Raw genomic sequence first — 20,483 nt, forward strand, 5'->3', positions numbered from 1 at the left:
GGCCCGGCAGGCGCGGCAGGCGCGGCAGGCGCGGCGGACGCGGCAGGCGCGGCAGGCGCGGCGGACGCGGCAGGCGCGGCAGGCGCGGCGGACGCGGCAGGCGCGGCAGGCGCGGCGGACGCGGTGGACGCGGTGGGTGCGGGGTGGCCAGGCGCGCGGAGCCGGGGTCGGCCGGCGGTGCGCGGGCCGGGTGATCGCCGTGGGCCACGTGGATGCGTCGGGATTCGTGGTTTGGGGAACGTGTCACACCCGTCGTCGGTTGAAGTGCCTGAGGACGACACGAGGAGAGTGTGATCGATGGCGGGAATCCGATCGGCGGGCCGACTGGTCGCGGGTGGGCTGGCGTTGGCCGCCGCCGGCTGGGCGTTGCGGGACGTCCCGGCGGAGCTCGGCGGCAAGGCCGACGGCGAACGCCTGGCCCGCATGCAACGCTCGCCGCAGTTCCGGGACGGCGCGTTCCACAACCCCGTACCCGCCGCCCTCGTCGCGGCCGGCAGCGCGCCCGGCCTGATCGCGGACCTGCTCCGCGACCGTGACCTGCGCCGACCCGCCGCGCCCGTACCCCTGGTCGCCGCCCCGACCGTGCCGCAGTCCCCACACGGGGTGAGCGCCGTCTGGTACGGCCACGCGAGCACCCTGGTCGAGATCGAGGGCCGCCGCGTGCTCTTCGACCCGGTGTGGAGCGACCGCGTCTCGCCGTCGCAGCTCGTCGGCCCCCGCCGGATGCATCCGCTGCCGGTCCCGCTCGCCGCCCTGCCCACCGTCGACGCGGTGGTCATCTCGCACGACCACTACGACCACCTCGACCGCGCCACCGTACGCGCGCTCACCGCGACCCAGACCGCGCCCTTCCTCGTCCCGCTCGGCATCGGCGCCCACCTGGAGCGCTGGAACGTCCCCGCCGACCGCATCGTCGAACTCGACTGGGAGGAGGACGCCACGGTCGCCGGCCTGCGCTTCATCGCCACCGCGGCCCGCCACTTCTCCGGCCGCACCCTGCGCCGCAACGACACGCTGTGGGGCTCGTGGGTGGTCGCGGGCGCCGAGCGCCGGGTGTTCTACGCCGGCGACTCCGGCTACTTCGACGGCTACGCCCGGATCGGCGCCGCGCACGGCCCCTTCGACCTGACCCTGATGCCGATCGGCGCGTACAGCCCGAGTTGGCCCGACATCCACATGAACCCCGAAGAGGCCGTCGCCGCCCACCTGGACCTGGGCGGGAAGGTGCTCCTCCCGGTGCACTGGGCGACCTTCGACCTCGCCCTGCATCCGTGGGCCGAACCGGTCGACCGGCTGTGGCAGGAGGCCAAGGCCAAGGACGTACGGCTGGCCATCCCGCGCCCCGGGGATCGGGTCGACACCGACGACGCCGCCCAGGTCAGCCCGTGGTGGGAACTCACCCGCGGCCCGGACCCCGCCCGGACCCGCTGACCCGAGCCCCCGCCGGGCAGGGCCTAAGCTCACGATCATGCGTGTGCTCGTGGTGGAGGACGATCCGGATCTGGGTCGGGCCGTGGTGTCCGGATTGCAAACGGTCGGGTTCGCGGTGGACGCGGCCGGGCGCATCGGCGACGCCGACCTCAAGGTCGCGGTCAACACCTACGACTGCCTGGTCGTCGACCGCGGCCTGCCCGACGGCGACGGGCTGGACCTGGTCCGCCGGCTGCGCGCGGCGGGCGCACGTACCCCGGTGCTGATGTTGACCGCGATGGACGCCGTGCCCGACCGGCTCGCGGGCTTCGACGGCGGCGCCGACGACTACCTCGTCAAGCCCTTCGTCTTCGAGGAACTGGCCGCCCGGGTACGTGCGTTGTGCCGCCGCGCCGAGCAGCCCCGGCCGCCGGTCTCGGTGGTCGGCGACGTCGAGATCGACACCGCCCGCCGCCGGGTGCGCCGGGCCGGGGTGCTGCTCACGCTGACCGTGAAGGAGTTCGCGGTCCTGGAACTGCTGACCGCCCGCGCCGGACAGGTGGTGCCACGCGCCGACCTGATCGAGTGCTGCTGGGACGAGATGGCCGAACCGATGTCCAACGTCGTGGACGCGGTGATCGCCCAACTGCGCCGCAAACTCGGCCCACCGGCCCTGATCGGGACGGTGCGCGGCGTCGGCTTCGTGATCGGCGCGGACGAAGCGGCCGGCACCCCGTGAGATTTCGCGCACGATCGGCGACCCGGGCACCGAACCCGCCGCCCACCCGTGCCGGCCGGCCCCTCCGCCCCGCCGTCACCCGGCTGCGCCGCCTGCGCTGGACGCTGACCGCGCTGTTCACCCTCACCACGGCGGTCTGCCTGGTCGTGCTCGCCGTGGTCGCCGGGTCCATCGACGGCCAATCCCGGGACCGCGAGCTGGACAACGACCTCGACCGCCGCGTGTCGGGCCTGTCCCGGGCGCTCTACTACGAGGACGGGACGCTGCGCCTGGACTCGCTGCACGAGGACGAACTCGTCGAGGGGGACGTGGCGATCGCCGTGGTCGAATGGGATCCGGCCGGGGTGCCCCGACGCTCCTACGCCGAACCCGCCGACTCGCCGCTGCTGCCGAGCGCGGAGCAACTGACCGAGATCGGCGCGGACGCCCGGGAGGTGCAGTCGGCGGTGGCCTGGGACGCCGAGGGGCGCGACGGCCGCACGGTGCGGGTGGCCGCGGCGCCGGTGTGGGAGGGCGACCGTGTCGACGCGGCGCTGATCGCCGTCGCCGACCCGGGACCCGGGCGGCGCGACCACGACCGGCTCGTGCGCTGGTTGTTCCTGGGCTGCCTCGCCCTGGCCGCGGCGGCGGGCCTGGCCGGGCACCTGCTGTCCGGGCGCAGCATGCGGCCCGCACTGCGCACGCTGGAGCAGCAGGAGCAGTTCCTGTCCGAGGCCGCGCACGAACTGCGCACCCCGTTGGCCACGTTGCGTCTGGTCACCTCCGCGGGCGCGGCGGCGCCGGACACCGCGCCGAGGGAACTGGCCCGCGCAACGCGCCTGGTGGATCAGCTGGGCCGGTTGGTCACCGGATTGCTGGTGCGGGCCCGGGTCCAGGCCGGGACGCAGGAGGTGGAGCGCGAGGCGCTGCGGCTCGATCAGCTGGTCGAGCAGGTGGTGGACGAACTGCCGCCGTCCGGGGCGCGGTTCGTGGTACGGACCGAGCCGACCGTGGTACGCGGCGATCCGGAGTTGTTGGCCCAGGCGGTGCGCAACCTGGTGGACAACGCGCTCAAGCACGGCGGCGGCGATGCCGCGATCGACGTCGAGGTCGCGGACGGCGCGGTACGAGTGCGCGACCGCGGGCCCGGGGTCGCCGAGGGCGACCGCGAGCGGGTCTTCGAGCGACGCGCGATGGGCCCGACGGGCGGTACCGGAATCGGCCTGGCGATCGTGCGCTGGGTGGCCGACCTGCACGGCGGCACCGCCCGCATCACCGACGCCCCCGGCGGCGGCGCCGTCGCCGAACTCCGCCTGCCGACCGAACCGCCCCCGGAATCCCGCCCCGAACCGCCCCGCGAACCCATCGAGTCCCGCGAGCCCTGACCCGACCCGCCCCGGCGCCGCCGCTCCGGCCATATCAAGGCCACATCACGAAATCCTCATGAACGCCGCGCCAAACTCTCCCCATGTCCGTCACACCCGGCCACGGCGACTCCCGCCGCTCCGACGCCCGCCGCCCGAAACCTCCGTCCCGCACCGCCCGTCGGGTGCTGGTGCCGATCGTGGTGGCCGTGGTGATCGTGATCGTGGTACCGGCCGCGGTGTTCGGTCCCGACGCCGCCCGGCATGACCAACCGGCGCCGCGTCGGCCCACCGTCGAATCGGTGGGCAACCCCGCCTGGCAGCCGGTCGAGCGGGCCTGGCGGTGGTGGCACCGGAACACCGAACGTCGGTGAAGGGATCGGCCCTTCACCGGCGCCCCCACGGGGCGGGCGGCCCGCCAAAGCCATGACCGGCCGCCCGCCCCGTCCCCCATCCCCCCATCCCCCGTCCGGCCGCCCCCGTCCGGCCGGGGTCCTATCCCCCCACCGACGCCAACGTCTTGGCGGGCGAAGGGAAGTGACAGGCCACCCGATGCCCGGGATCCCCCGCCAGGGCGGTCAACGGCGGTGCGGTCGTCGCGCACACGTCCTGCGCCTTGTGGCAGCGGGTCCGGAAGTGGCAGCCCGAGGGCGGGTTGATCGGACTGGGCACATCGCCCGTCAACCGGATACGTTCGCGCCGACCCCCGTCCGGCCCGACCGCGCCGGGCACCGCCGACAACAGGGCGTGCGTGTACGGGTGATGCGCGTTCTCGTACAGCGCGCCGCGTTCCGCGCTCTCCACCACCCGGCCCAGGTACATCACCACGACCCGGTCGCAGAAGTGCCGGACCACGGCCAGGTCGTGCGCGATGAACACGAACGCGATGCCCAGATCGCGCCGCAGGTCCGCGAGCAGGTTGATCACCTGCGCCTGGATGGACACGTCCAGCGCGGACACCGGCTCGTCGGCCACGATCAGCTTGGGCCCGGCGGCCAACGCCCGGGCGATCCCGATGCGTTGCCGCTGTCCGCCGGAGAACTCGTGCGGAAAGCGGTTGTAGTGCTCGGGGTTCAGGCCGACGGTGTCGAGAAGTTCCTGAACCCGCTTGCGCCGACCGCCGGGTGGGTCGATGTTGTTGACGTCCAGCGGGGCACGCAGGATGCCGCCGATGGTGTGCCGGGGGTTCAGCGACGAGTACGGGTCCTGGAACACCATCTGGATCTGCGCCCGGATCGGCGCGAGTTCGCGGCGCGAGGCATGGGTGATGTCCTGGCCCCGGTACCGAATCGTGCCCGCGCTCGGTTCGAGCAGGCGGGTGATCAGCCGCCCGGTGGTCGACTTGCCGCAGCCCGACTCGCCTACCAGTCCGATGCTCTCCCCGGCCTCGACCGTGAGGTCGATGCCGTCCACCGCGCGGACGGCTCCGACTCGGCGGCGGAGCAGACTGCGTGGCCCGGGGAAGTGTTTGGTCAGTCCCGCCACTTCGAGCAGCGGCGCCTCGGATGTGCTCATACGTTCTTCCCGCCTTCTCGCGCGTCGGGCACCTGCGCCCGCTCCTGCTCTCGTTCCGCGGACCCGACCCCCGCCGCCGCTACCGCCACCGACCCGGCCCCCACCGCTACGGGCACCGCATCCAGGTGACAGGCGGCCGCATGTCCGCTGTCGCCCTCCCCCACGAGCACCGGCGCCTGGGTGCGGCACGGCGATCCGGCCCCCGCGATCACCTGGGCGCAGCGCGGGTGGAAGGCGCAGCCGGGCGGCGGCGCGAGCAGGCTGGGCGGTGCGCCGGGCACCGGTCGCAGCGGGCGGTCCAGCGGGTCGGACAGCCGCGGTACCGACGCGAGCAGACCCCGGGTGTACGGATGCTTCGGGGTCTCCAACACCTCCGCCGCCGGGCCGAGTTCGACCGCCCGGCCGGCGTACATCACCAGCACCTCGTCGGCGACGTCGGCGACCACGCCGAGGTCGTGCGTGACCAGGATGATCGCGGTGCCCAGTTGCGCCTGGAGTTCGCCGAGCAGGTCGAGGATCTGGGCCTGGACGGTGACGTCGAGCGCGGTGGTGGGCTCGTCGGCGATCAGCAGGTCGGGTTCGCACACCAGTGCCATGGCGATCATCGCGCGCTGGCGCATACCCCCGGAGAACAGGTGCGGATACTCCCGGGCCCGTCGGGCGGCCTGGGGGATGCCGACCCGGTCCAGCATCTCGATCGCCCGGTCGAGCGCCTCGCGGCGGCCGGCACCGGTGTGGCGCCGGTAGGTCTCCACGATCTGCGCGCCCACCGTGTAGTAGGGGGAGAGCGCGGTGAGCGGGTCCTGGAAGACCATCGACACACGTTGTCCGCGCAGGTCCCGCAGGGTGCGTTCGGACGCGCCGACCAGTTCGGTGCCGTCCAGGACGGCGCTGCCCTCGACGGTGGTGCGGGCGGGGTTGTGCAGGCCCAGGAGGGTGAGGTTGGTGACGCTCTTGCCCGAGCCGGACTCGCCGACGATGCCGAGGGTACGGCCGCGTTCGACGTCGAAGGAGACACCGTCGACGGCCTTGACCACGCCGCCCTCGGTGGCGAAGCGGACCCGCAGGTCGCGGACCGCAAGCAGCGGAGAGGTCATCACACACGCACCCGGGGGTCGATGACGGCGTACACGGCGTCCACCGCGACGTTGGCGAGCACCATGGCGGTGGCGGCGATCAGCACCACTCCGGTGATCATCGGCAGGTCGGAGTTGGCGACCGCGTTGACGGCGAGCTTGCCGATGCCGGGGATGTTGAAGGTGGTCTCGGTGACCACCGCGCCGCCGAGCAGCACGCCCAGTTCGATGCCGTACACGGTCACCACCGGGGTGATCGCGCCGCGCCACGCGTGTTTCAGGTAGACCTGACGCGAGGTCAATCCCTTCGCCCGCACGGTGCGTACGTGGTCCTCGCCGAGCGCGTCGATCATCGACGCGCGGGTCAGTCGGGCGTACACCGCGGCCTGGACGCAGGCCAGCGTCAGCCACGGCAGCAACAACCCGCCCATCCAGCCGCCGGGATCACCGGTGAACGGCAGGTATTCGGGTTTGGGCAACCAGCGCAGTTGGTCGACCAACACGTAGCGGGCGATCACGCCGAGGAACTGGATCGTCACCGACGCGCCGATCAGCGACAGCGCCATGGTGGACTTGTCCAGCCAGGTGCCGCGCCGCAGCGCCGCGAGCATGCCGATCATGACGCCGACGCCGAGGAAGATCACCGAGGCGCCGAGCGCCAGCGAGAGGGTGGCCGGGAAACGGTCGAGCAGGGTGTCGAGGACCGGCTCGTGGTTGACGAACGAGTAGCCCAGGCACGGCGCGGAGCAGTGCGAGGCGCCGAAGTCGCGGCCGGCGAAGACGCCGACGATGTAGTGCCAGTACTGCATCGGCACGGACTCGTCCAGGCCGAGGTCGCGGCGGATCAGCGCCAGCGTCTCTGGGGTGCAGGTCTTGCCGCAGGACAACCGTGCCGGATCGTCCGGCATCGCGAAGAACAGGAAGAAGGTGACGGTGAAGACGACGAACAGGATCAGCGCCGCGCCGAGCAGTCGCTGCACCAGGAATCGGAACATGGGGATGGGGCCCTCACTGGAGGTCGGACCTGGGAGTGGCCGGGCGGCCCGGCGGCGCGGGCGCCGCGGACGGGAAGGGGGAAACCCTCCCGCCCGCGGCGCCGGCCGGAGCCGGGGCCGCCTCGCCCGGGGCTACTTGACCCAGACGTCGATCGGGTAGGTCGAGCCGATGAAGCCGACCCGCACGCCGCCCAGGCCGGGGCCGTACAGGGTCAGTTGGCGCCGGTAGACGAACGGCACCACGGGGGCGTCGGCCATGATCTTCTTCTCCAGGTTCGACCACTCCTTGCCCGCGGCGACCACGTCCGACATCGCGGTGATCCGGTCCATCTCGGTGCTCATCGCCGGGTTGTTGTACAGGCTGTACACGGAGCCGTCGTCCATGATCTTGCGGCCGTCGAACTTGGCCGGGAGCACGGTCGCCGCGCTCGGCCAGTCGGCGCCCCAACCGGCCCAGTACAGGTCGTACTTGTTGTCCATCCGGCCGATCTCGGTGTAGTAGCTCTTGTCGTTGATCGGCTGCGGGACCACCTTGAAGCCGGCCTGCTGGAGGGCTTGGACGATGGTCACCGAGACCTGCTCCCACATGGGGGTCTGGTTGTACGCGTAGGTGATGGTGGGGTTGGGCGTGCCGGCTTCGGCGAGCAGCTGCTTGGCCTTGTTCACATCACCCGTGGGCGGTACACCCGCCAGGTCGTACGACTCGAAGCCGAGCACCGTCGGGCCCATCAGCGTGGTGGCGAACTCGCCGTAGGCGGGGCCACCGAGGATCTGTCGCACCTGCTCCTTGGGGAACGCCGCGATCAGCGCCTGGCGCACCTTCGGGTTGGTCAGGCGCCGGTTGTTCATCTCGAAGTACTCGGTGTACGGGGTCGCCGCGTCCGCCGTGCGGGCCTTCAACTCCGGTGTGGTGAGCACCTGTTGGGCCACCTCGCGGCCGACCGCGACACGGAACGTCATCGCGCTGCGGTCGTTGCCGTTCGCCGCGATCAGCCGCTCGTTGATCTGCTGGTTGGACGCGCCGAACTCGAACTTCCACTGGTCGGGGTAGGCGTGCCGGACCGCGTCGGTGTTCGGGTCCCAGTGCTCGTTGCGCACCATGGTCATGGACTTGTCGATCTCGCGGCCGGAGATCTTGTAGGGGCCGCTGGAGAACGGGTGCTTGTCGTACTCGAGTTTGGTGTCCTTGGCGCGCGGCACCGGGGTGCTGGTGTGCATCGCCACCGCGAACGGGAAGTCGCCGCGCGGCGCGGGCAGCGCGAAGGTGACGGTGCGCGCGTCGGGGGTCTTGATCGCGTCCAACTCGCGGCCCCCGTACGGGCCGTCGTAGACCGAACGGAAGTCGGTGTTGCCGACCAGCCATTCCTGGATCCAGGTCGGGCCGCCGGTGATCTCCTTGGCGAAGGAGCGCTCGATGCCGTACTTGACGTCCTGCGCGGTGATCGGCGACCCGTCCTCGTACTTGAGCCCGTCCTTGAGGGTGAAGGTCCAGGTCTTGCCGCCGTCGGGGCTGGTGCCGGTGTCGGTGGCCAGGTCGCCGACCAGCGTGGTGTGGTCGCCCTCCTGCTTGTACGTGGTGAGCTGACGCGAGATCAGCAGTTCGGCGGTCTGCTCGTGCGAGACGTAGACGCGCGCCGGGTCGAGGTGGTTGAAGTCGGCGCGCTCCAAAACCGTGGCGGTGCCGCCGGGCTTGGCGCCGGGGAGTTCCTTGGCCGGACCCTTCGACTCGGCGGCGGCGCCGATCGACACCGCGCGGACCTGGGCCTTGGGAGCGGCGCCCTTGCCGGGCCCTCCGCCGTCGGAGCTGCCGCCGCCGCTGGAACACGCGGCCGCGCCGAGGGCGAGGACCAGCGTGACGAGCGTGGCTCTGGTGGTACCGGTGCGCAGGGTCATGGTTCCTTCCGAGGGTTTGCCGTGCTGGTGCGGTATCGCGAGGAGCGCGGTGGTCAACGGTCGCTCTTCGGGTCGAGCGCGTCGCGGACCGAGTCGCCGAGCAGGTTGAAGGCGACGACGAACACGAGCATCGAGATGCCCGGCACACACATGTAGGTGATGTCGGTCTTGTAGACCTCGGCGCCCTTGAGCAACATCCGCCCCCAGTCGGGGGTGGGCTCGACCATGCCCACGCCGAGGTAGGACAGCGCCGCCTCGGTGGTCACGTAGGACGGCACCGCCATCGAGGCGCTGACCAGGATCGGGGTGACCAGGTTGGGCAGCAGTTCGCGCAGCACCACGCGGCCGGGCGAGGCCCCGATCACCCGGGCGGCCTCGACGTATTCGCGGTTGCGCAGGGACAACACCTGACCGCGCAGCAGGCGGGCCACCGATGCCCAACCGAACGCGGCGAGCACGGCGATGATCACCCCCGCCCGCAGGACCGAGGACATCTGTTCGCCGGGTTCGGTGAGCAGCGAGGTGACCACCGGCGTGAAGGCGATGAAGAACAACGTCGAGGGGAAGCTGAGCATCACGTCGATCACCCGGCCGACGACGAAGTCGGTGCCGCCGCCCAGGTATCCGGCGGTCACCCCGACCAGCACCCCGAGCACGGTGACCACCACGACCACGGCGAGCGAGATGAGCAGCGAGGTGCGGATGCCGTACAGGAGTTGGGTGAGCACGTCCCGGCCGAGGCCGGGTTCGAGACCGAGCCAGAAGTCACCGGAGATGCCGCCGTTGGGGGCGATCGGGAAGCCGAACTCGTTGAGCAGGCCGGGGCGGTTCTGGCCGTAGGTGGTGTACGGGTCCTTGCCGTAGAGCTTGGCGAACAGCGGTGCGCCGAGGCCCGCGACGACGAAGACGGCGACGACGCAGGCGGCGGCGATCCCGGTGCGGTCGCGCCGGAAGCGTCGCCAGGCGAGTTGCGAGGGGCGCAGCCCGGCGGGGGCCGGTCGGGTGATGGGCGGATCCTCCTCGACCGGCGGATCCGTGGGGGGCGCGAGGGTGGTCATGTTTGGCGAGCCTCTCGGGAGGCGGCGGGGTGGGTGGTGGTGGGGAACTCTGCCCACGGGTGATCCAGGGGTCAAGGTTTAGGCCGTGTCACATTTGAGGTGCGACATTGTATTTACCTTTCCTTTACCTTCCACCTGCGGCTTTACCCTCGCGGCCATTTTTTGGCCGCCTCCGACGGAGGGCTGGCGCAACACTGGAGCCATGTGACATTGTACTGAGGTGACCGGAGCGGAGCCCTGCGACAACGACGTCGCACGAGCCGACATGGACCGGCACCGGCGCCGCACCCCCGGCCCCGGCGCCCGGGTGCCGGTCGTTCGCCTCGCCGACGACCGGCTCCCGCCCTCCTCCGTCACCCGCCCCTCGGCCCGCGCCGGGCCCGCGCGAATGCTCGCCGAGGGCGCCCGGGGGCCGCCTCCGCAGTGCGCGCCACCATCCGATTCGCCTCACCCGTCAAGGAGTTCCCATGTCCGCACCGACCACCACCGACCGCACCCTGCACCCCTGGCGCGGCCTCATGGTCGCCACCACGCTGCCGCTGCGGGCCGACCTGAGCATCGACTACGACGCGTTCGCCGAGCACCTGCGCGAGCTGGTCGAGGCGGGCTGCGACGGCGTGGTGCCCAACGGATCCCTGGGCGAGTACCAGACCCTCACCCCGGAGGAACGCGCCCGCGTGGTCGAGGTCGCGATCGAGGCCATCGGCGGCGACCGGGTGATGCCCGGAGTCGCCGCGTACGGCTCCACCGAGGCGCGCCGCTGGACCGAACAGGCCGCCGAGGCCGGCGCCCGCGCGGTCATGCTGCTGCCGCCCAACGCCTACCGCGCCGACGACGCCGAGGTGCACGCGCACTACGCCGACGTGGCCGCCGTCGGCCTGCCGATCGTCGCCTACAACAACCCGTTCGACACCCGGGTCGACCTGTCCCCCGAACTGCTCGCCAAGCTGCACGCCGACGGCCACATCGTCGGCGTCAAGGAGTTCAGCGGCGACACCCGACGCGCCTACCGGATCGCCGAACTCGCCCCCGACCTCGACCTGTTGGCCGGTGCCGACGATGTGCTCCTGGAGCTGGCCGTCGGCGGCGCCAAGGGCTGGATCGGCGGCTTCTCCAACGTGTTGCCGACCGCCTGCGCCGAGCTGTACCACGCCACGCGCGCCGGCGACCTGGTCCGCGCCCGCGAGCTGTACGACATCCTGCACCCGCTGCTGCGTTGGGACACCCGCACCGAGTTCGTCCAGGCGATCAAGCTCTCGATGGATGTGGTCGGCAAGCCCGGCGGCCCCTGCCGTCCTCCGCGCCGCCCGCTCTCCGCCGAGGCCCAGGACACCGTGCGCCGAGCCACCGAACGCGCCGTCGCCGCCGGGCTGAGCTGACCGACCCACCGGCCCTCGACGGGCCGGCCCCCACCCGCCTCCGGCCCGCGACGCCACTCTCGCCCACCCCGGGCACCGCTCCGAGCCACACCCGTCGCGGGCCGCCGACCGGCCGCACCGACGCCGACCACCCCCGCCGTTCCCTTCCCGAAGGGCTTGCCATCGTGACCACCACCGCACCGCCCGTCCGCAGCCACGACCCCGCCGCCCCCGACACGCAGGTCGCCGAGGCGCCGGCCGTCGCGCCCGCCGACGTGCGTCGGGCCGCCGAGCGGGCCCGGATCGCCCAGCGGGCCTGGCTCGACGCCGGCGCCGGCGCCCGCTGCACCGCGCTAGACGCCGCCGCCGACCGGATCGCCGCCGCAGCCGGCGACCTCGCCGACCTGATCGTGCGCGAGGTCGGCAAGCCGATCGCCGAGGCCCGCGGCGAGGTCGCCCGCGCCGTCGCCATCCTGCGCCACAACGCCCAGCAGGCCTACGACCCGGTCGGCACGGTGCACGAACCCGCCGCCGGCCCCGGCCTGTTGCTCACCCGCCGCCGCCCGCACGGCGTGGCCGGGCTGATCACGCCGTGGAACTTCCCGCTGGCCATCCCACTCTGGAAGGCCGCGCCCGCGCTCGCCACGGGCAACGCCGTCCTGCTCAAGCCCGCCCCGCAGGCCCTGGGCTGCGCGCTGCGCCTGGCCGAACTGCTGGCCGAGGTGCTGCCCGCCGACGTGTTCACCGTGCTGCCCGGCGAGGCGGCCACCGGCGCGGCCGTGGTCGAGACCGCCGACGTGGTCTCCTTCACCGGCTCCACCGCCGTGGGGCAGGAGGTGGTCCGCGCCGCCACCGCCCGGGGCATCCCGGTACAGGCCGAGTTGGGCGGCTGCAACGCCGCGCTGGTGCTCCCGGACGCCGACGTGCGCACCACCGCCGGTCAACTGATCGCCGCCGCGTTCGGCTACGCGGGCCAAAAGTGCACCGCCACCGGCCGGATCATCGTGGTCGGCGACCCCGAGCCGCTGCGCGCGGCCCTGACCACCGCCGCGCGCGCCCTGACCGTGGGCGACCCCCGCGACGCAGCCACGGTGTGCGGACCGGTGATCGGCGAGGCGGCCCGCGACCGGGTACGCACCGCGATCGACGCCGCGACCGGCGCCGGCGCCCGGGTCCTGGCCACGAGCGAGACCCCCGACGGCCCGGGCTGGTACACCGCCCCGACCATCCTGGAGCGGGTCCCCGCCGGCCACCCGATCCTGCGCGAGGAGGTCTTCGGCCCGGTCGCCGTCCTGCAGACCGCCGCCGACCTCACCGAGGCCCTGGAACTGGCCCGCGACGTGCCGCACGGCCTGGTCACGTCCGTACACACCCGCGACCTCGACGCCGCGCTGACCGTGGTCGACCGGATCGACACCGGCCTGGTCAAGGTCAACGCGCCGACCACGGGCGTCGACTTCCACATGCCCTTCGGCGGCACCAAGGCATCCAGCCACGGCCCCCGCGAACAGGGCCGCGCCGCCGCCGACTTCTACACCTCGGTACGCACCGTGAGCCTGCTCCCGGCGGACCCCACCGGCACGCCGTAGCCGCGCGGCCGACCCACGGCCGACCCACGGCCGGACCCGCCGGGGCGCCCGGTCGGCGCACCGGCGCACAAAGAGATCACGACGGAAAGGAGGCTTTGGGCGCGGTGGCGGCTACGCTGTGCCATTGCACATCGTACAAAGGCCGGATCGTATCCGGTCCCGAGGAGGGACACACCAGATGAGCGCGGACGCCGAAGTATCGAGCGGGCACGTCCTCGGGAACGGCGCCGGGGACACCCCGGGCTCGCTGAACCTGCCGTCCGTGCGGGAACACCGCAGTCTGCGCGATCAGGTCACACACGCGCTGCGTGCCGCCCTGATCGCCGGCGAGCTGCGCCCCGACGTCGTCTACTCGGCACCGAGCCTGGCCGCCCAGTTCCGCGTCTCGGCCACCCCCGTACGCGAGGCGATGCTCGACCTCGTGAAGGAGGGTCTGGTCGAGGTGGTCCGCAACAAGGGCTTCCGGGTGACCGCGCTGTCCGGCCGCGACCTCGACGAATACACCGAGATCCGGGCGCTGATCGAGATCCCGGTGATCGAACGCCTCGCCGAGACCGCCGACCACGCGGCCCTGGAGGCACTGCGCCCGGTGGCCGCCGCCATCGTGGCCGCCGCCGAACGCCGCGACCTGATCGGATATCTCGAATCCGACCGCCAGTTCCACCTCGGCCTGCTCGAACTCGGCGGCAATCGCCGCCTGGTCGAGGTGGTCGGCGACCTGCGCAAGCGCTCGCGCCTGTACGGCCTCACCCAACTCGCCGAACGCGGCGCGCTGGTCGCCTCGGCCCGCGAACACGAGGAAATCCTCGACCTGTTGCTCGCCGGAGACGCGGCCGGCGTACGCCGCGCGATGAGCGAACACCTGGGCCACATCCGCTCGCTCTGGTCCGACCGGGCGCGCGAGTCCACACCGGAAGACTAGGGCGAACTCCCCCATGAACCACCGATACACGATCACCGACCACGTGTTCCCGCTGCCGCTGGACCACCACGATCCGACCGGCCCCCGGATCGACGTCTTCGCCCGCGAGGTCGTCGATCCCGCCCGCGCCCACGAGAAGCTCCCCTGGCTGCTCTACCTCCAGGGCGGCCCGGGCGGCAAGTCGCCGCGGCCGATCTCCGGCTCTCCCGGCTGGCTGCGGCACGCCACCAGGACCCACCGCGTGTTGCTCCTGGACCAGCGCGGCACCGGACGCAGCGCCCCGGTGACCGCCCGGGCCGCCGCCCGGTTCCGCTCAGCCGACGAACTGGCCGCCCACCTCGCGCACTTCCGCGCCGACTCGATCGTCGCCGACGCCGAGGCGATCCGCCGTGCGTTGTGCGACGACGAGCCCTGGGAGACGCTCGGTCAGAGCTACGGCGGGTTCATCACGCTCAGCTACCTGTCGCTGGCCCCGGAGGGACTGCGCCGCTGTCACATCACCGGCGGCCTGCCCGGCCTGTCCGCCACGGCCGACGACGTGTACGCGCTGACCTACCCGCGCATCCGGGACAAGAACGCCGAGTTCCGCGAGCGCTACCCGGACGACGTGGCCCGGCTGCGCCGGATCGCCGACGCGGTCGCCGGCGGTGGCGTACGACTGCCCGACGGCGATGTGCTGACGGTGCGTCGACTGCGCGCCCTGGGCCAGGTGTTCGGCATGGGGGACGGCTTCGAGCGGGTGCACTGGCTGCTCGACGAGGCCCTGGACCCCACGACCGGCGAACTCTCCGACACCTTCCTGCGCCAGGTGGCCACGCTGACCGGGTTCGTCGACAACCCGCTGTACGCGGTGCTCCAGGAGTCCATATACGCCCAGGGCGCGGGCGCCACCGGATGGGCCGCCGAGCGGACCCACACCGCGCTGGCGGACTTCGCCGACGACGCGGACCCGCTGCTGCTCACCGGCGAGACCATCCACCCCTGGATGTTCGACGAGATCGCCGGCCTGCGCCCGTTCGCCGAGGCCGCCCACCTGCTCGCCGAACGCGTCGACTGGGCGCCGCTGTACGACCCGGCGCGGCTGGCCGCCAACCGGGTCCCGGTCGCGGCGATCGTCTACCACGACGACATGTACGTCGACGCCGGCCTGTCCCTGCGCACCGCCCGCGAGGTCGGCGCGGTCCGGACCTGGGTCACCAACGAGTGGGAGCACGACGGCGTCACCGCCTCCGGCGACGCGGTCCTGTCCCGCCTGATGGACATGACGGCCGGCGTGGTCTGAGCCCGCCCGCCCCACCCCGAACCCGAGTCGTGCCGCGTCCGCGCGCCACGACTCGATCGTGTCCGGAGGCGGTCACACGGACCGGAACAGGCGCGTGGAGTCGGGCGTGGTCGCCACGACGCGGGACAACACCTCGCGCGTGGTCGCCACCTCCTCGGCACCGAGCCGTTCGGCCAGGCGGCGTTCGAAGTCGGCGTGGAACGCCCGGACCCGATCGAGCAGTTCCCGGCCCTGCGGGGACAGGTACAGCCGCTTGGCCCGACCGTCGGCCGGGTCGGGCCGCCGTTCCACGTATCCAGCCGCCACCATGTCGTCGACGATCTTCGCCGCCCCCTGCGCGGTGATCCCGAGCCGGTCGCCGAGTTGGCTCGTGGTGACCGCCGCCACGTCCAGGGTGCGCAGCACGAAGCCGTACGACGCGCCCACGACGGTCGCGCCGTTGGCGGTCAGGTGCGCGTGCAGTTCCTGGACGAACGACTCGTAGGCGTGCCCGAGCAACAATCCGAAATCCATTGACGACCTCTCCCGCATATGTTCAACTCTGGTTACACACCTTGGTTGTCAACCTCGGTTGAACACTCAAGATGCTCACCATAGCCGTTGATATCACCCGGAGGAACCACCATGCCGCTCGTCAAAGCCGCCGACGCCCCCGTCTTCGACAACGACCACGCCACCTTCGTAGGGTTGGCCGCCCCCAGCCGGGGCTCCGGCGAGAACTCGGCCTGGCGGGTAATCCTCAAGCCCGGCGCGGCGGGTCCGCCGCACGCCCTGTCCCGGGAGGAGATCTTCGTGGCGCTCTCCGGCCGGGCCGTCGTCACGATGGACGGCGACACCCTCGACCTCGGACCCGGCGACGCGCTGATCGTCCCGGCCGAGACGCTGTTCACCCTCGCCAATCCCGGCCCGGACCCGTTCGAGGCGGTGGCGATCCTCCCGGTAGGCGGCCTGGGCCTGCTCGCCGGCCAGGAGCCGTTCACCCCGCCGTGGGCCGCCTGACCCGCCGCGCGCACCCGCGCCTCACGCCGGCGGCACGAGCAGCGTGTTCACGATCCGGCGGACCCGGCCCGGCGCGTCCGCGTCGCCCAGGCGCAGCGCGGTGTTGGCCGCGGTGAGCACCGCGTCGATCTGGAACGCCGCCAGGTCGGCGTCGGGGTCCACGATCTCACCGGCCTCGACGGCCTGGCGCACCTCTCCGGCGAGCAGGGCCAACCAGCCGCGGTGGTGTTGCAGCAGTTCGTCCCGGATCGGGCCGGGCCGGCTGTCGAAGTCGGGGAGGTTGGCGGCCCAGAAGCAGCCGCCCGCAAACAGCGGCGTCTCGGCGTAGCCGATCCAGTGCTCGATCAGCGCCCGCAGTCGCGCGGCGCCGCGCGGGGCGGCGGAGGCGGGACGCACGACCGCGTCGAGGAAGGCGGCGTGCGCCCAGGCCGCGGCGGCGAGCTGCAACTTCTCCTTGGTGCCGAACAGCGTGGCGATGCCGCTCTTGCTCAGCCCCAGGTCACCGGCCAGGCGACCGATGCTGAGACCGTTCAGCCCCTCCATGGAGGCCACGTCGACGGCGTGCCGCGCGATCACCTGCCGAGCCCGAGCACCGCGCAACAGCCGCCGATCGGTCGTCCCGGACGCGACCGGATCCACCGGCTCCATCGGGTCGACACGATCGACCGGATCGTCGGCATCGACCGGATCGCGGGCCGGCCCGGCTGCCGAATCGGGACGTGTCGGACTCATACCTCCATCGTCCCACGCGCCTTCCCGATCCATACGAACGCTCGTATGGGGAGGGATCCGCCCCGGTCGCCCGCCGACCGGGCGACCGGGGCGACCGCGCCCGGCCGCTCGGCGTCAGTGCTGCGTCAGCACGCACACCGTGTCGAGGCCGAGCACGTGGTTGAGCCGGCCGAACGCCAGCCAGGAGCCGATCGCCATGCTCAGTTCGACGATCTCGGCCTGGCTGTACAGCGCGGACATCCGGGCCCAGAACTCGTCGTCCAGGTTGTGGTGGTCCTCCGCGTAACGCTCGGCGTACTCCGCGGCCAGCCGGGTGCGGTCGTCGAAGACCTCGGTGGTGCGCCATTGCGCAACCGCCTCGTCGAAGCCGTCCTCGACCTTCTCCCCGTCCCGTTCTGTGCGCCAGTCCAGGCAGAACACACAGCCGTTGATCTGCGCGATCCGCAACCGCGCGGCCTCGAACTCACGCAGTCCGAGCGTGCTGTGGTCGTAGACCTTCATCGAGAAGGTCGAGGCGGCGATGCCGATCTCCGGCACCATCTCGCCCCAGACGTAGGCGATCGGGTCCTTGTCCTCGGGGATGTCGATCCTCATGCGTGTTTCCTTCCCAGTTTGCCCACGGCCGGCCGAAGGGGAATGTCGAGTGCGTCGTAGAGCCCGGGTTCGGCGGCCACGAGCCAGTCGATGGCGCCCACCAGGCGCCCGACGGCGGTGGCGTTGCCGCCGGCGGATCGGTTCTCGCCCTCGTCCGTGGCCTCCACCGTGACCTCGATCCGCGGCCGGCCCTCGATCACCACGCGGTGCGCCCCGGCCCCGTCGGGCGGCGTCGGCCAGTCGGGCGCGCAGGACGGGTGGATCCGGGTGACGTGTTCGATGACGATGCGCGGTTCGCCCTCGACGATACCCTGCACCTCGAACCGCACCGCGCCCTGTGTGCCCGCCGCGAACTCGCCCATCGTCGAGGTCCGCACCGTGCTCTCCAGCGCCCGACGGTCCATCGTCTCGCGGATCTCCTCCAGTTCCACCCCGAGCGCCCGGGCCATCAGCCGGATCTGCCCGCCCCACACCATGGTCGGCATCTCCGGCCACAACATCGGCGCGCCGTAGTCCATGGGTTGGCCCATGCCGACCAGGTTGCGGACCGAGTCCTCCTGGTCGTAGGTGGAGTAGTCGAAGATCTCCTGGCAGCGGATCGCGTCGACCGTGGTGCCCAATCCGCTGATCAGCAGCGGCAGTACGTCGTTGCCCCACCCCGGGTCGACGCCCGAGACGAACAACGAACCGCCGCCCGCCGCGATCGCCGCCAGCACCGGATCGCGCAGCTCCGCCGGGGCGTTGGTCGGATCGTAGAGCGCGTACAGGGCGGGGGTGACCACCACCGCGCCGGCCTCGATCGCCCGCACGATGTCGGCCAGCGCCTCGTCGGGGCGGATATCGCCCGACGCCGCGTACACCACTGCCCCAGGCCCGGCGGCCAGCACCGCGTCGATGTCGTCGGTCGCCGCGACCCCCAGCGTCCCGTCGAGTCCGGCGAGTTCGCCCGCGTCGCGGCCGACCTTGTCCGGGTTGTGCACGAGCACCGCCGCGAGGTCGAGCGCCGGGTGGGCCGCGACGGCTCGAATGGCCGCGCGACCGACGTTGCCGGTACCCCAGACAACCGTGGAAATCATGCGCTGGAGGGTAGCGACGGGTGCCGGCGGTTCCTAGGGCCATGCCCGGAAAACCTGACCGGTTGGGGCAGTTGCGCCACAACCGGGTCGATCGGCGGGCGTGGCGCGGGCTCGGGGCGACCGGTGTCCTGTCGCAATGAAGGCGGGCCGGCGGAACTCTGCGGCTGTTGCGCCAAACGACTACGGTCCGCCCTCGAATGGCGGCCCATCTCCGGCCATACCGACGAATCTGGTCCATGTCGGGCACACCCGACAGGATCTGGCCGACTACGTTGCATGGATGGATGGTGTGGTGGGCAGCATCCGGAAGGCTCTCACTGCCGTACACGCCAACGGCATCGCGTTCGGGGATCTGCACCCCGGCAACGTCGTCATCCGCCCGGACGGCTCGGCCGCCTTGATCGACTTCGAGTATGCCTCAGCCCTTGATGAACCGGCCGCCCCACGCCCTGGCGCAACCGGCTTCACCCCGCCTGCCCACCTCACTGGCGCCGAGGCCGACCTGCACACGCTGGGGATGCTCAGGCTCTGGATGCTGATGCCGATGACCGAGCTGCGGGAGCGGCATCCAGGCAAGGCCACCACCATGGTGCGACCGGTCATCGACCGGTACCCGTTTCCCGCCGAAGAACCAGTGCCCGCCCCCGACCTTGACGAGAACGTCGTACGAGCCTTGTTCGGCATTCCCGACCATGACGCGGGTTGGCTGGACGGCCTCGCCGCCCACCCGGACTGGCCGGCGCTGCGTCGGGCCCTGACAGCCGGTGTACTCTCCGCCGCGACCCCCGAACGCACCGACCGGCTGTTCCCGGGCTCCCCCGAGATGTTCACGTATGGCGGGCACACGCCGGCGCACGGGGCTGCGGGTGTACTGGGCGCCCTCCACCGAATCGGCGAACCCGTCCCGGAGACATACACCGATTGGTTGCTCACGGCGGCACGGAGCGCCGACGCGAACGCCGGCGGGGGGCTCTTCCACGGCCTGCACGGCGCCGCCTCCGTGCCGGCGGACCTCGGCCGCCGCGAGGAAGCCCTCGAACCGGCCGACCGTGCCGCCGAACCGCCTCCATCGGCGAGGGGACTGGCCACCGGAGCGGCCGGGGTGGGGCTCGTCCACCTCAAACTGGGCAACCTCACAGCGGCACTTCGCATCGGTGCGCGCCTGGCCGACGAACCGGCAGACCCACCGGACGAGGCCGGACTGCTCCTCGGCATGAGCGGCCCGGCACTCCTGCACCTCGCGCTCCACCAAGCCACGGGCGACACCCAATGGCTCCGCGCTTCCCGCGCCGCCCTTGCCCAGGACATGTCACGATGCGTGACCCGACCGGACGGAACCGTCCAGGTGCAGCGATCGGGCAATCGCTACCTCGTCTACCTGGGTATGGGGCAGCGCCGGTATCGCCACGGTTGCCCACGCCTACCTCGCGGCGGCCGACGAGGACGACCCCGAAATCACCGCCTTTGTCGCCGGTACCCGGCCGGCCTGCACGAACTTGTTCGTCCGGGAAGCAGGCCTGCTGCAAGGGCGGGCCGGGCCGGCGGTCGCACTCACCGCGCTCGGCGCACCACGCGCTGCGGTCACCGCCCAGGCCGCCCGGTTGGCCTGGCACGGCATCCACGACTCGGGCAAACTCCTGATCCCCGGCGCCCACATGCTGCGGTTCTCCGCTGATCCGGCCACCGGCGCCGCCGATGTCCTGCCGGCCCTGCACGCCGCGCCGACCGACGCCCCGGTCTCCCTGTTGTCCCTGCTCGCTTCGGACTGAAGGGGCGCCGTCGAATCGCTGCTGGTCAGACTTCACTGCATGGAGCCGGCGATGTGAACCGTTCCGGATGGTTCAGAACGACTGGGATTGGCTCACCAGCAGCGGGACAGGTCACGCGGGCTCGGGCCGACCG

At 72.2% G+C, this 20,483-nt stretch carries 20 protein-coding genes and 1 pseudogene; 10 read left to right on the top strand and 11 right to left on the bottom strand.

The features are described from left to right. Nucleotides 1–247, bottom strand: a pseudogene (locus ACFXKZ_RS44865) (hypothetical protein); the annotation flags it as partial. A gap of 50 nt (nucleotides 248–297) precedes the next feature. Here ACFXKZ_RS44865 and ACFXKZ_RS44870 point away from each other — a divergent pair. From ACFXKZ_RS44870 to ACFXKZ_RS44885, 4 genes are all read left to right on the top strand, one after another. Continuing rightward, a complete protein-coding gene (locus ACFXKZ_RS44870; RefSeq protein ID WP_380011477.1) occupies nucleotides 298–1,431 on the top strand; it encodes an MBL fold metallo-hydrolase in 1,134 nt (377 codons plus the stop codon). A gap of 37 nt (nucleotides 1,432–1,468) precedes the next feature. Beyond that, on the top strand, nucleotides 1,469–2,149 hold the full coding sequence (locus ACFXKZ_RS44875) for a response regulator transcription factor (protein WP_380011480.1): 681 nt from the start codon (nucleotides 1,469–1,471) through the stop codon (nucleotides 2,147–2,149). Next, a complete protein-coding gene (locus tag ACFXKZ_RS44880; protein WP_380011483.1) occupies nucleotides 2,146–3,513 on the top strand; it encodes a sensor histidine kinase in 1,368 nt (455 codons plus the stop codon). The genes ACFXKZ_RS44875 and ACFXKZ_RS44880 overlap by 4 nt, the downstream gene beginning before the upstream one ends. A gap of 83 nt (nucleotides 3,514–3,596) precedes the next feature. Next, complete coding sequence (locus tag ACFXKZ_RS44885; RefSeq protein ID WP_380011486.1) at nucleotides 3,597–3,866, top strand: hypothetical protein; 270 nt, start codon at nucleotides 3,597–3,599, stop codon at nucleotides 3,864–3,866. Between the two features lie 121 nt (nucleotides 3,867–3,987). Here ACFXKZ_RS44885 and ACFXKZ_RS44890 read toward each other — a convergent pair whose 3' ends face one another. The 5 genes from ACFXKZ_RS44890 to ACFXKZ_RS44910 form a co-directional block, all read right to left on the bottom strand. Then, the gene (locus ACFXKZ_RS44890; RefSeq protein WP_380011489.1) at nucleotides 3,988–5,007 is read right to left on the bottom strand and encodes an ABC transporter ATP-binding protein; all 1,020 of its coding nucleotides are present in this window, start codon (nucleotides 5,005–5,007) and stop codon (nucleotides 3,988–3,990) included. Next, nucleotides 5,004–6,104 carry an ABC transporter ATP-binding protein gene (locus tag ACFXKZ_RS44895; protein WP_380011492.1) on the bottom strand — a complete coding sequence of 367 codons (1,101 nt, stop codon included), beginning with the start codon at nucleotides 6,102–6,104 and terminating at the stop codon, nucleotides 5,004–5,006. The genes ACFXKZ_RS44890 and ACFXKZ_RS44895 overlap by 4 nt, the downstream gene beginning before the upstream one ends. Continuing rightward, nucleotides 6,104–7,078, bottom strand: coding sequence for an ABC transporter permease (locus ACFXKZ_RS44900; RefSeq protein WP_380011495.1), 975 nt, complete (start codon nucleotides 7,076–7,078; stop codon nucleotides 6,104–6,106). The genes ACFXKZ_RS44895 and ACFXKZ_RS44900 overlap by 1 nt, the downstream gene beginning before the upstream one ends. A gap of 132 nt (nucleotides 7,079–7,210) precedes the next feature. Further along, nucleotides 7,211–8,971 carry an ABC transporter substrate-binding protein gene (locus ACFXKZ_RS44905; RefSeq protein WP_380011498.1) on the bottom strand — a complete coding sequence of 587 codons (1,761 nt, stop codon included), beginning with the start codon at nucleotides 8,969–8,971 and terminating at the stop codon, nucleotides 7,211–7,213. 53 nt (nucleotides 8,972–9,024) lie between these two features. Further along, nucleotides 9,025–10,029 carry an ABC transporter permease gene (locus tag ACFXKZ_RS44910; protein ID WP_380011501.1) on the bottom strand — a complete coding sequence of 335 codons (1,005 nt, stop codon included), beginning with the start codon at nucleotides 10,027–10,029 and terminating at the stop codon, nucleotides 9,025–9,027. Nucleotides 10,030–10,496: 467 nt separating this feature from the next. Here ACFXKZ_RS44910 and ACFXKZ_RS44915 point away from each other — a divergent pair, with 467 nt between their 5' ends. The 4 genes from ACFXKZ_RS44915 (at nucleotide 10,497) to ACFXKZ_RS44930 (ending at nucleotide 15,180) form a co-directional block, all read left to right on the top strand. Further along, nucleotides 10,497–11,408, top strand: coding sequence for a dihydrodipicolinate synthase family protein (locus tag ACFXKZ_RS44915; protein ID WP_380011504.1), 912 nt, complete (start codon nucleotides 10,497–10,499; stop codon nucleotides 11,406–11,408). Between the two features lie 164 nt (nucleotides 11,409–11,572). After that, nucleotides 11,573–12,976 carry an aldehyde dehydrogenase family protein gene (locus tag ACFXKZ_RS44920; protein ID WP_380011507.1) on the top strand — a complete coding sequence of 468 codons (1,404 nt, stop codon included), beginning with the start codon at nucleotides 11,573–11,575 and terminating at the stop codon, nucleotides 12,974–12,976. A 178-nt stretch (nucleotides 12,977–13,154) separates the two neighbouring features. Continuing rightward, nucleotides 13,155–13,898 (top strand): GntR family transcriptional regulator, encoded by a 744-nt coding sequence (locus tag ACFXKZ_RS44925; RefSeq protein ID WP_380011510.1) that lies wholly within the window; start codon nucleotides 13,155–13,157, stop codon nucleotides 13,896–13,898. Between the two features lie 13 nt (nucleotides 13,899–13,911). Beyond that, nucleotides 13,912–15,180 (top strand): alpha/beta fold hydrolase, encoded by a 1,269-nt coding sequence (locus ACFXKZ_RS44930; protein WP_380011513.1) that lies wholly within the window; start codon nucleotides 13,912–13,914, stop codon nucleotides 15,178–15,180. Between the two features lie 72 nt (nucleotides 15,181–15,252). On the opposite strand, the gene ACFXKZ_RS44935 is transcribed toward ACFXKZ_RS44930, so the two are convergent. Further along, nucleotides 15,253–15,693, bottom strand: coding sequence for a MarR family winged helix-turn-helix transcriptional regulator (locus ACFXKZ_RS44935; RefSeq protein ID WP_380011516.1), 441 nt, complete (start codon nucleotides 15,691–15,693; stop codon nucleotides 15,253–15,255). Nucleotides 15,694–15,804: 111 nt separating this feature from the next. On the opposite strand from ACFXKZ_RS44935, the gene ACFXKZ_RS44940 reads away from it, so the two are divergent. Beyond that, nucleotides 15,805–16,179, top strand: a complete 375-nt coding sequence (locus tag ACFXKZ_RS44940) for a cupin domain-containing protein (RefSeq protein WP_380011519.1) — start codon at nucleotides 15,805–15,807, stop codon at nucleotides 16,177–16,179. 21 nt (nucleotides 16,180–16,200) lie between these two features. Here the strand turns inward: ACFXKZ_RS44940 and ACFXKZ_RS44945 are convergent, their stop codons facing one another. From ACFXKZ_RS44945 to ACFXKZ_RS44960, 4 genes are all read right to left on the bottom strand, one after another. Beyond that, a complete protein-coding gene (locus ACFXKZ_RS44945) occupies nucleotides 16,201–16,911 on the bottom strand; it encodes a TetR/AcrR family transcriptional regulator (protein ID WP_380011522.1) in 711 nt (236 codons plus the stop codon). A 114-nt stretch (nucleotides 16,912–17,025) separates the two neighbouring features. After that, on the bottom strand, nucleotides 17,026–17,505 hold the full coding sequence (locus ACFXKZ_RS44950) for a carboxymuconolactone decarboxylase family protein (RefSeq protein WP_380011525.1): 480 nt from the start codon (nucleotides 17,503–17,505) through the stop codon (nucleotides 17,026–17,028). After that, on the bottom strand, nucleotides 17,502–18,581 hold the full coding sequence (locus ACFXKZ_RS44955; RefSeq protein ID WP_380011528.1) for a dihydrodipicolinate reductase: 1,080 nt from the start codon (nucleotides 18,579–18,581) through the stop codon (nucleotides 17,502–17,504). Before ACFXKZ_RS44955 ends, ACFXKZ_RS44950 begins: the two co-directional genes overlap by 4 nt. A 418-nt stretch (nucleotides 18,582–18,999) precedes the next feature. Beyond that, complete coding sequence (locus ACFXKZ_RS44960) at nucleotides 19,000–19,830, bottom strand: hypothetical protein (RefSeq protein WP_380011531.1); 831 nt, start codon at nucleotides 19,828–19,830, stop codon at nucleotides 19,000–19,002. Between the two features lie 247 nt (nucleotides 19,831–20,077). Between ACFXKZ_RS44960 and ACFXKZ_RS44965 the strand changes: the two genes are divergently transcribed. Then, nucleotides 20,078–20,350, top strand: a complete 273-nt coding sequence (locus ACFXKZ_RS44965) for a hypothetical protein (RefSeq protein ID WP_380011534.1) — start codon at nucleotides 20,078–20,080, stop codon at nucleotides 20,348–20,350. Nucleotides 20,351–20,483 lie beyond the last annotated feature (133 nt).

The sequence above is a fragment of the Embleya sp. NPDC059237 genome (assembly GCF_042754105.1).
Classification (GTDB): domain Bacteria; phylum Actinomycetota; class Actinomycetes; order Streptomycetales; family Streptomycetaceae; genus Embleya.

Bases quoted from the DNA above. Each gene is read 5' to 3' on its own strand.
- ACFXKZ_RS44895 (WP_380011492.1), bottom strand. From the start codon at position 6,104: ATGACCTCTCCGCTGCTTGCGGTCCGCGACCTGCGGGTCCGCTTCGCC.
- ACFXKZ_RS44910 (WP_380011501.1), bottom strand. From the start codon at position 10,029: ATGACCACCCTCGCGCCCCCCACGGATCCGCCGGTCGAGGAGGATCCG.
- ACFXKZ_RS44890 (WP_380011489.1), bottom strand. From the start codon at position 5,007: ATGAGCACATCCGAGGCGCCGCTGCTCGAAGTGGCGGGACTGACCAAA.
- ACFXKZ_RS44900 (WP_380011495.1), bottom strand. From the start codon at position 7,078: ATGTTCCGATTCCTGGTGCAGCGACTGCTCGGCGCGGCGCTGATCCTG.
- ACFXKZ_RS44935 (WP_380011516.1), bottom strand. From the start codon at position 15,693: ATGGATTTCGGATTGTTGCTCGGGCACGCCTACGAGTCGTTCGTCCAG.
- ACFXKZ_RS44930 (WP_380011513.1), top strand. From the start codon at position 13,912: ATGAACCACCGATACACGATCACCGACCACGTGTTCCCGCTGCCGCTG.
- ACFXKZ_RS44915 (WP_380011504.1), top strand. From the start codon at position 10,497: ATGTCCGCACCGACCACCACCGACCGCACCCTGCACCCCTGGCGCGGC.
- ACFXKZ_RS44885 (WP_380011486.1), top strand. From the start codon at position 3,597: ATGTCCGTCACACCCGGCCACGGCGACTCCCGCCGCTCCGACGCCCGC.
- ACFXKZ_RS44940 (WP_380011519.1), top strand. From the start codon at position 15,805: ATGCCGCTCGTCAAAGCCGCCGACGCCCCCGTCTTCGACAACGACCAC.
- ACFXKZ_RS44875 (WP_380011480.1), top strand. From the start codon at position 1,469: ATGCGTGTGCTCGTGGTGGAGGACGATCCGGATCTGGGTCGGGCCGTG.
- ACFXKZ_RS44955 (WP_380011528.1), bottom strand. From the start codon at position 18,581: ATGATTTCCACGGTTGTCTGGGGTACCGGCAACGTCGGTCGCGCGGCC.
- ACFXKZ_RS44870 (WP_380011477.1), top strand. From the start codon at position 298: ATGGCGGGAATCCGATCGGCGGGCCGACTGGTCGCGGGTGGGCTGGCG.
- ACFXKZ_RS44950 (WP_380011525.1), bottom strand. From the start codon at position 17,505: ATGAGGATCGACATCCCCGAGGACAAGGACCCGATCGCCTACGTCTGG.
- ACFXKZ_RS44925 (WP_380011510.1), top strand. From the start codon at position 13,155: ATGAGCGCGGACGCCGAAGTATCGAGCGGGCACGTCCTCGGGAACGGC.
- ACFXKZ_RS44905 (WP_380011498.1), bottom strand. From the start codon at position 8,971: ATGACCCTGCGCACCGGTACCACCAGAGCCACGCTCGTCACGCTGGTC.
- ACFXKZ_RS44945 (WP_380011522.1), bottom strand. From the start codon at position 16,911: ATGAGTCCGACACGTCCCGATTCGGCAGCCGGGCCGGCCCGCGATCCG.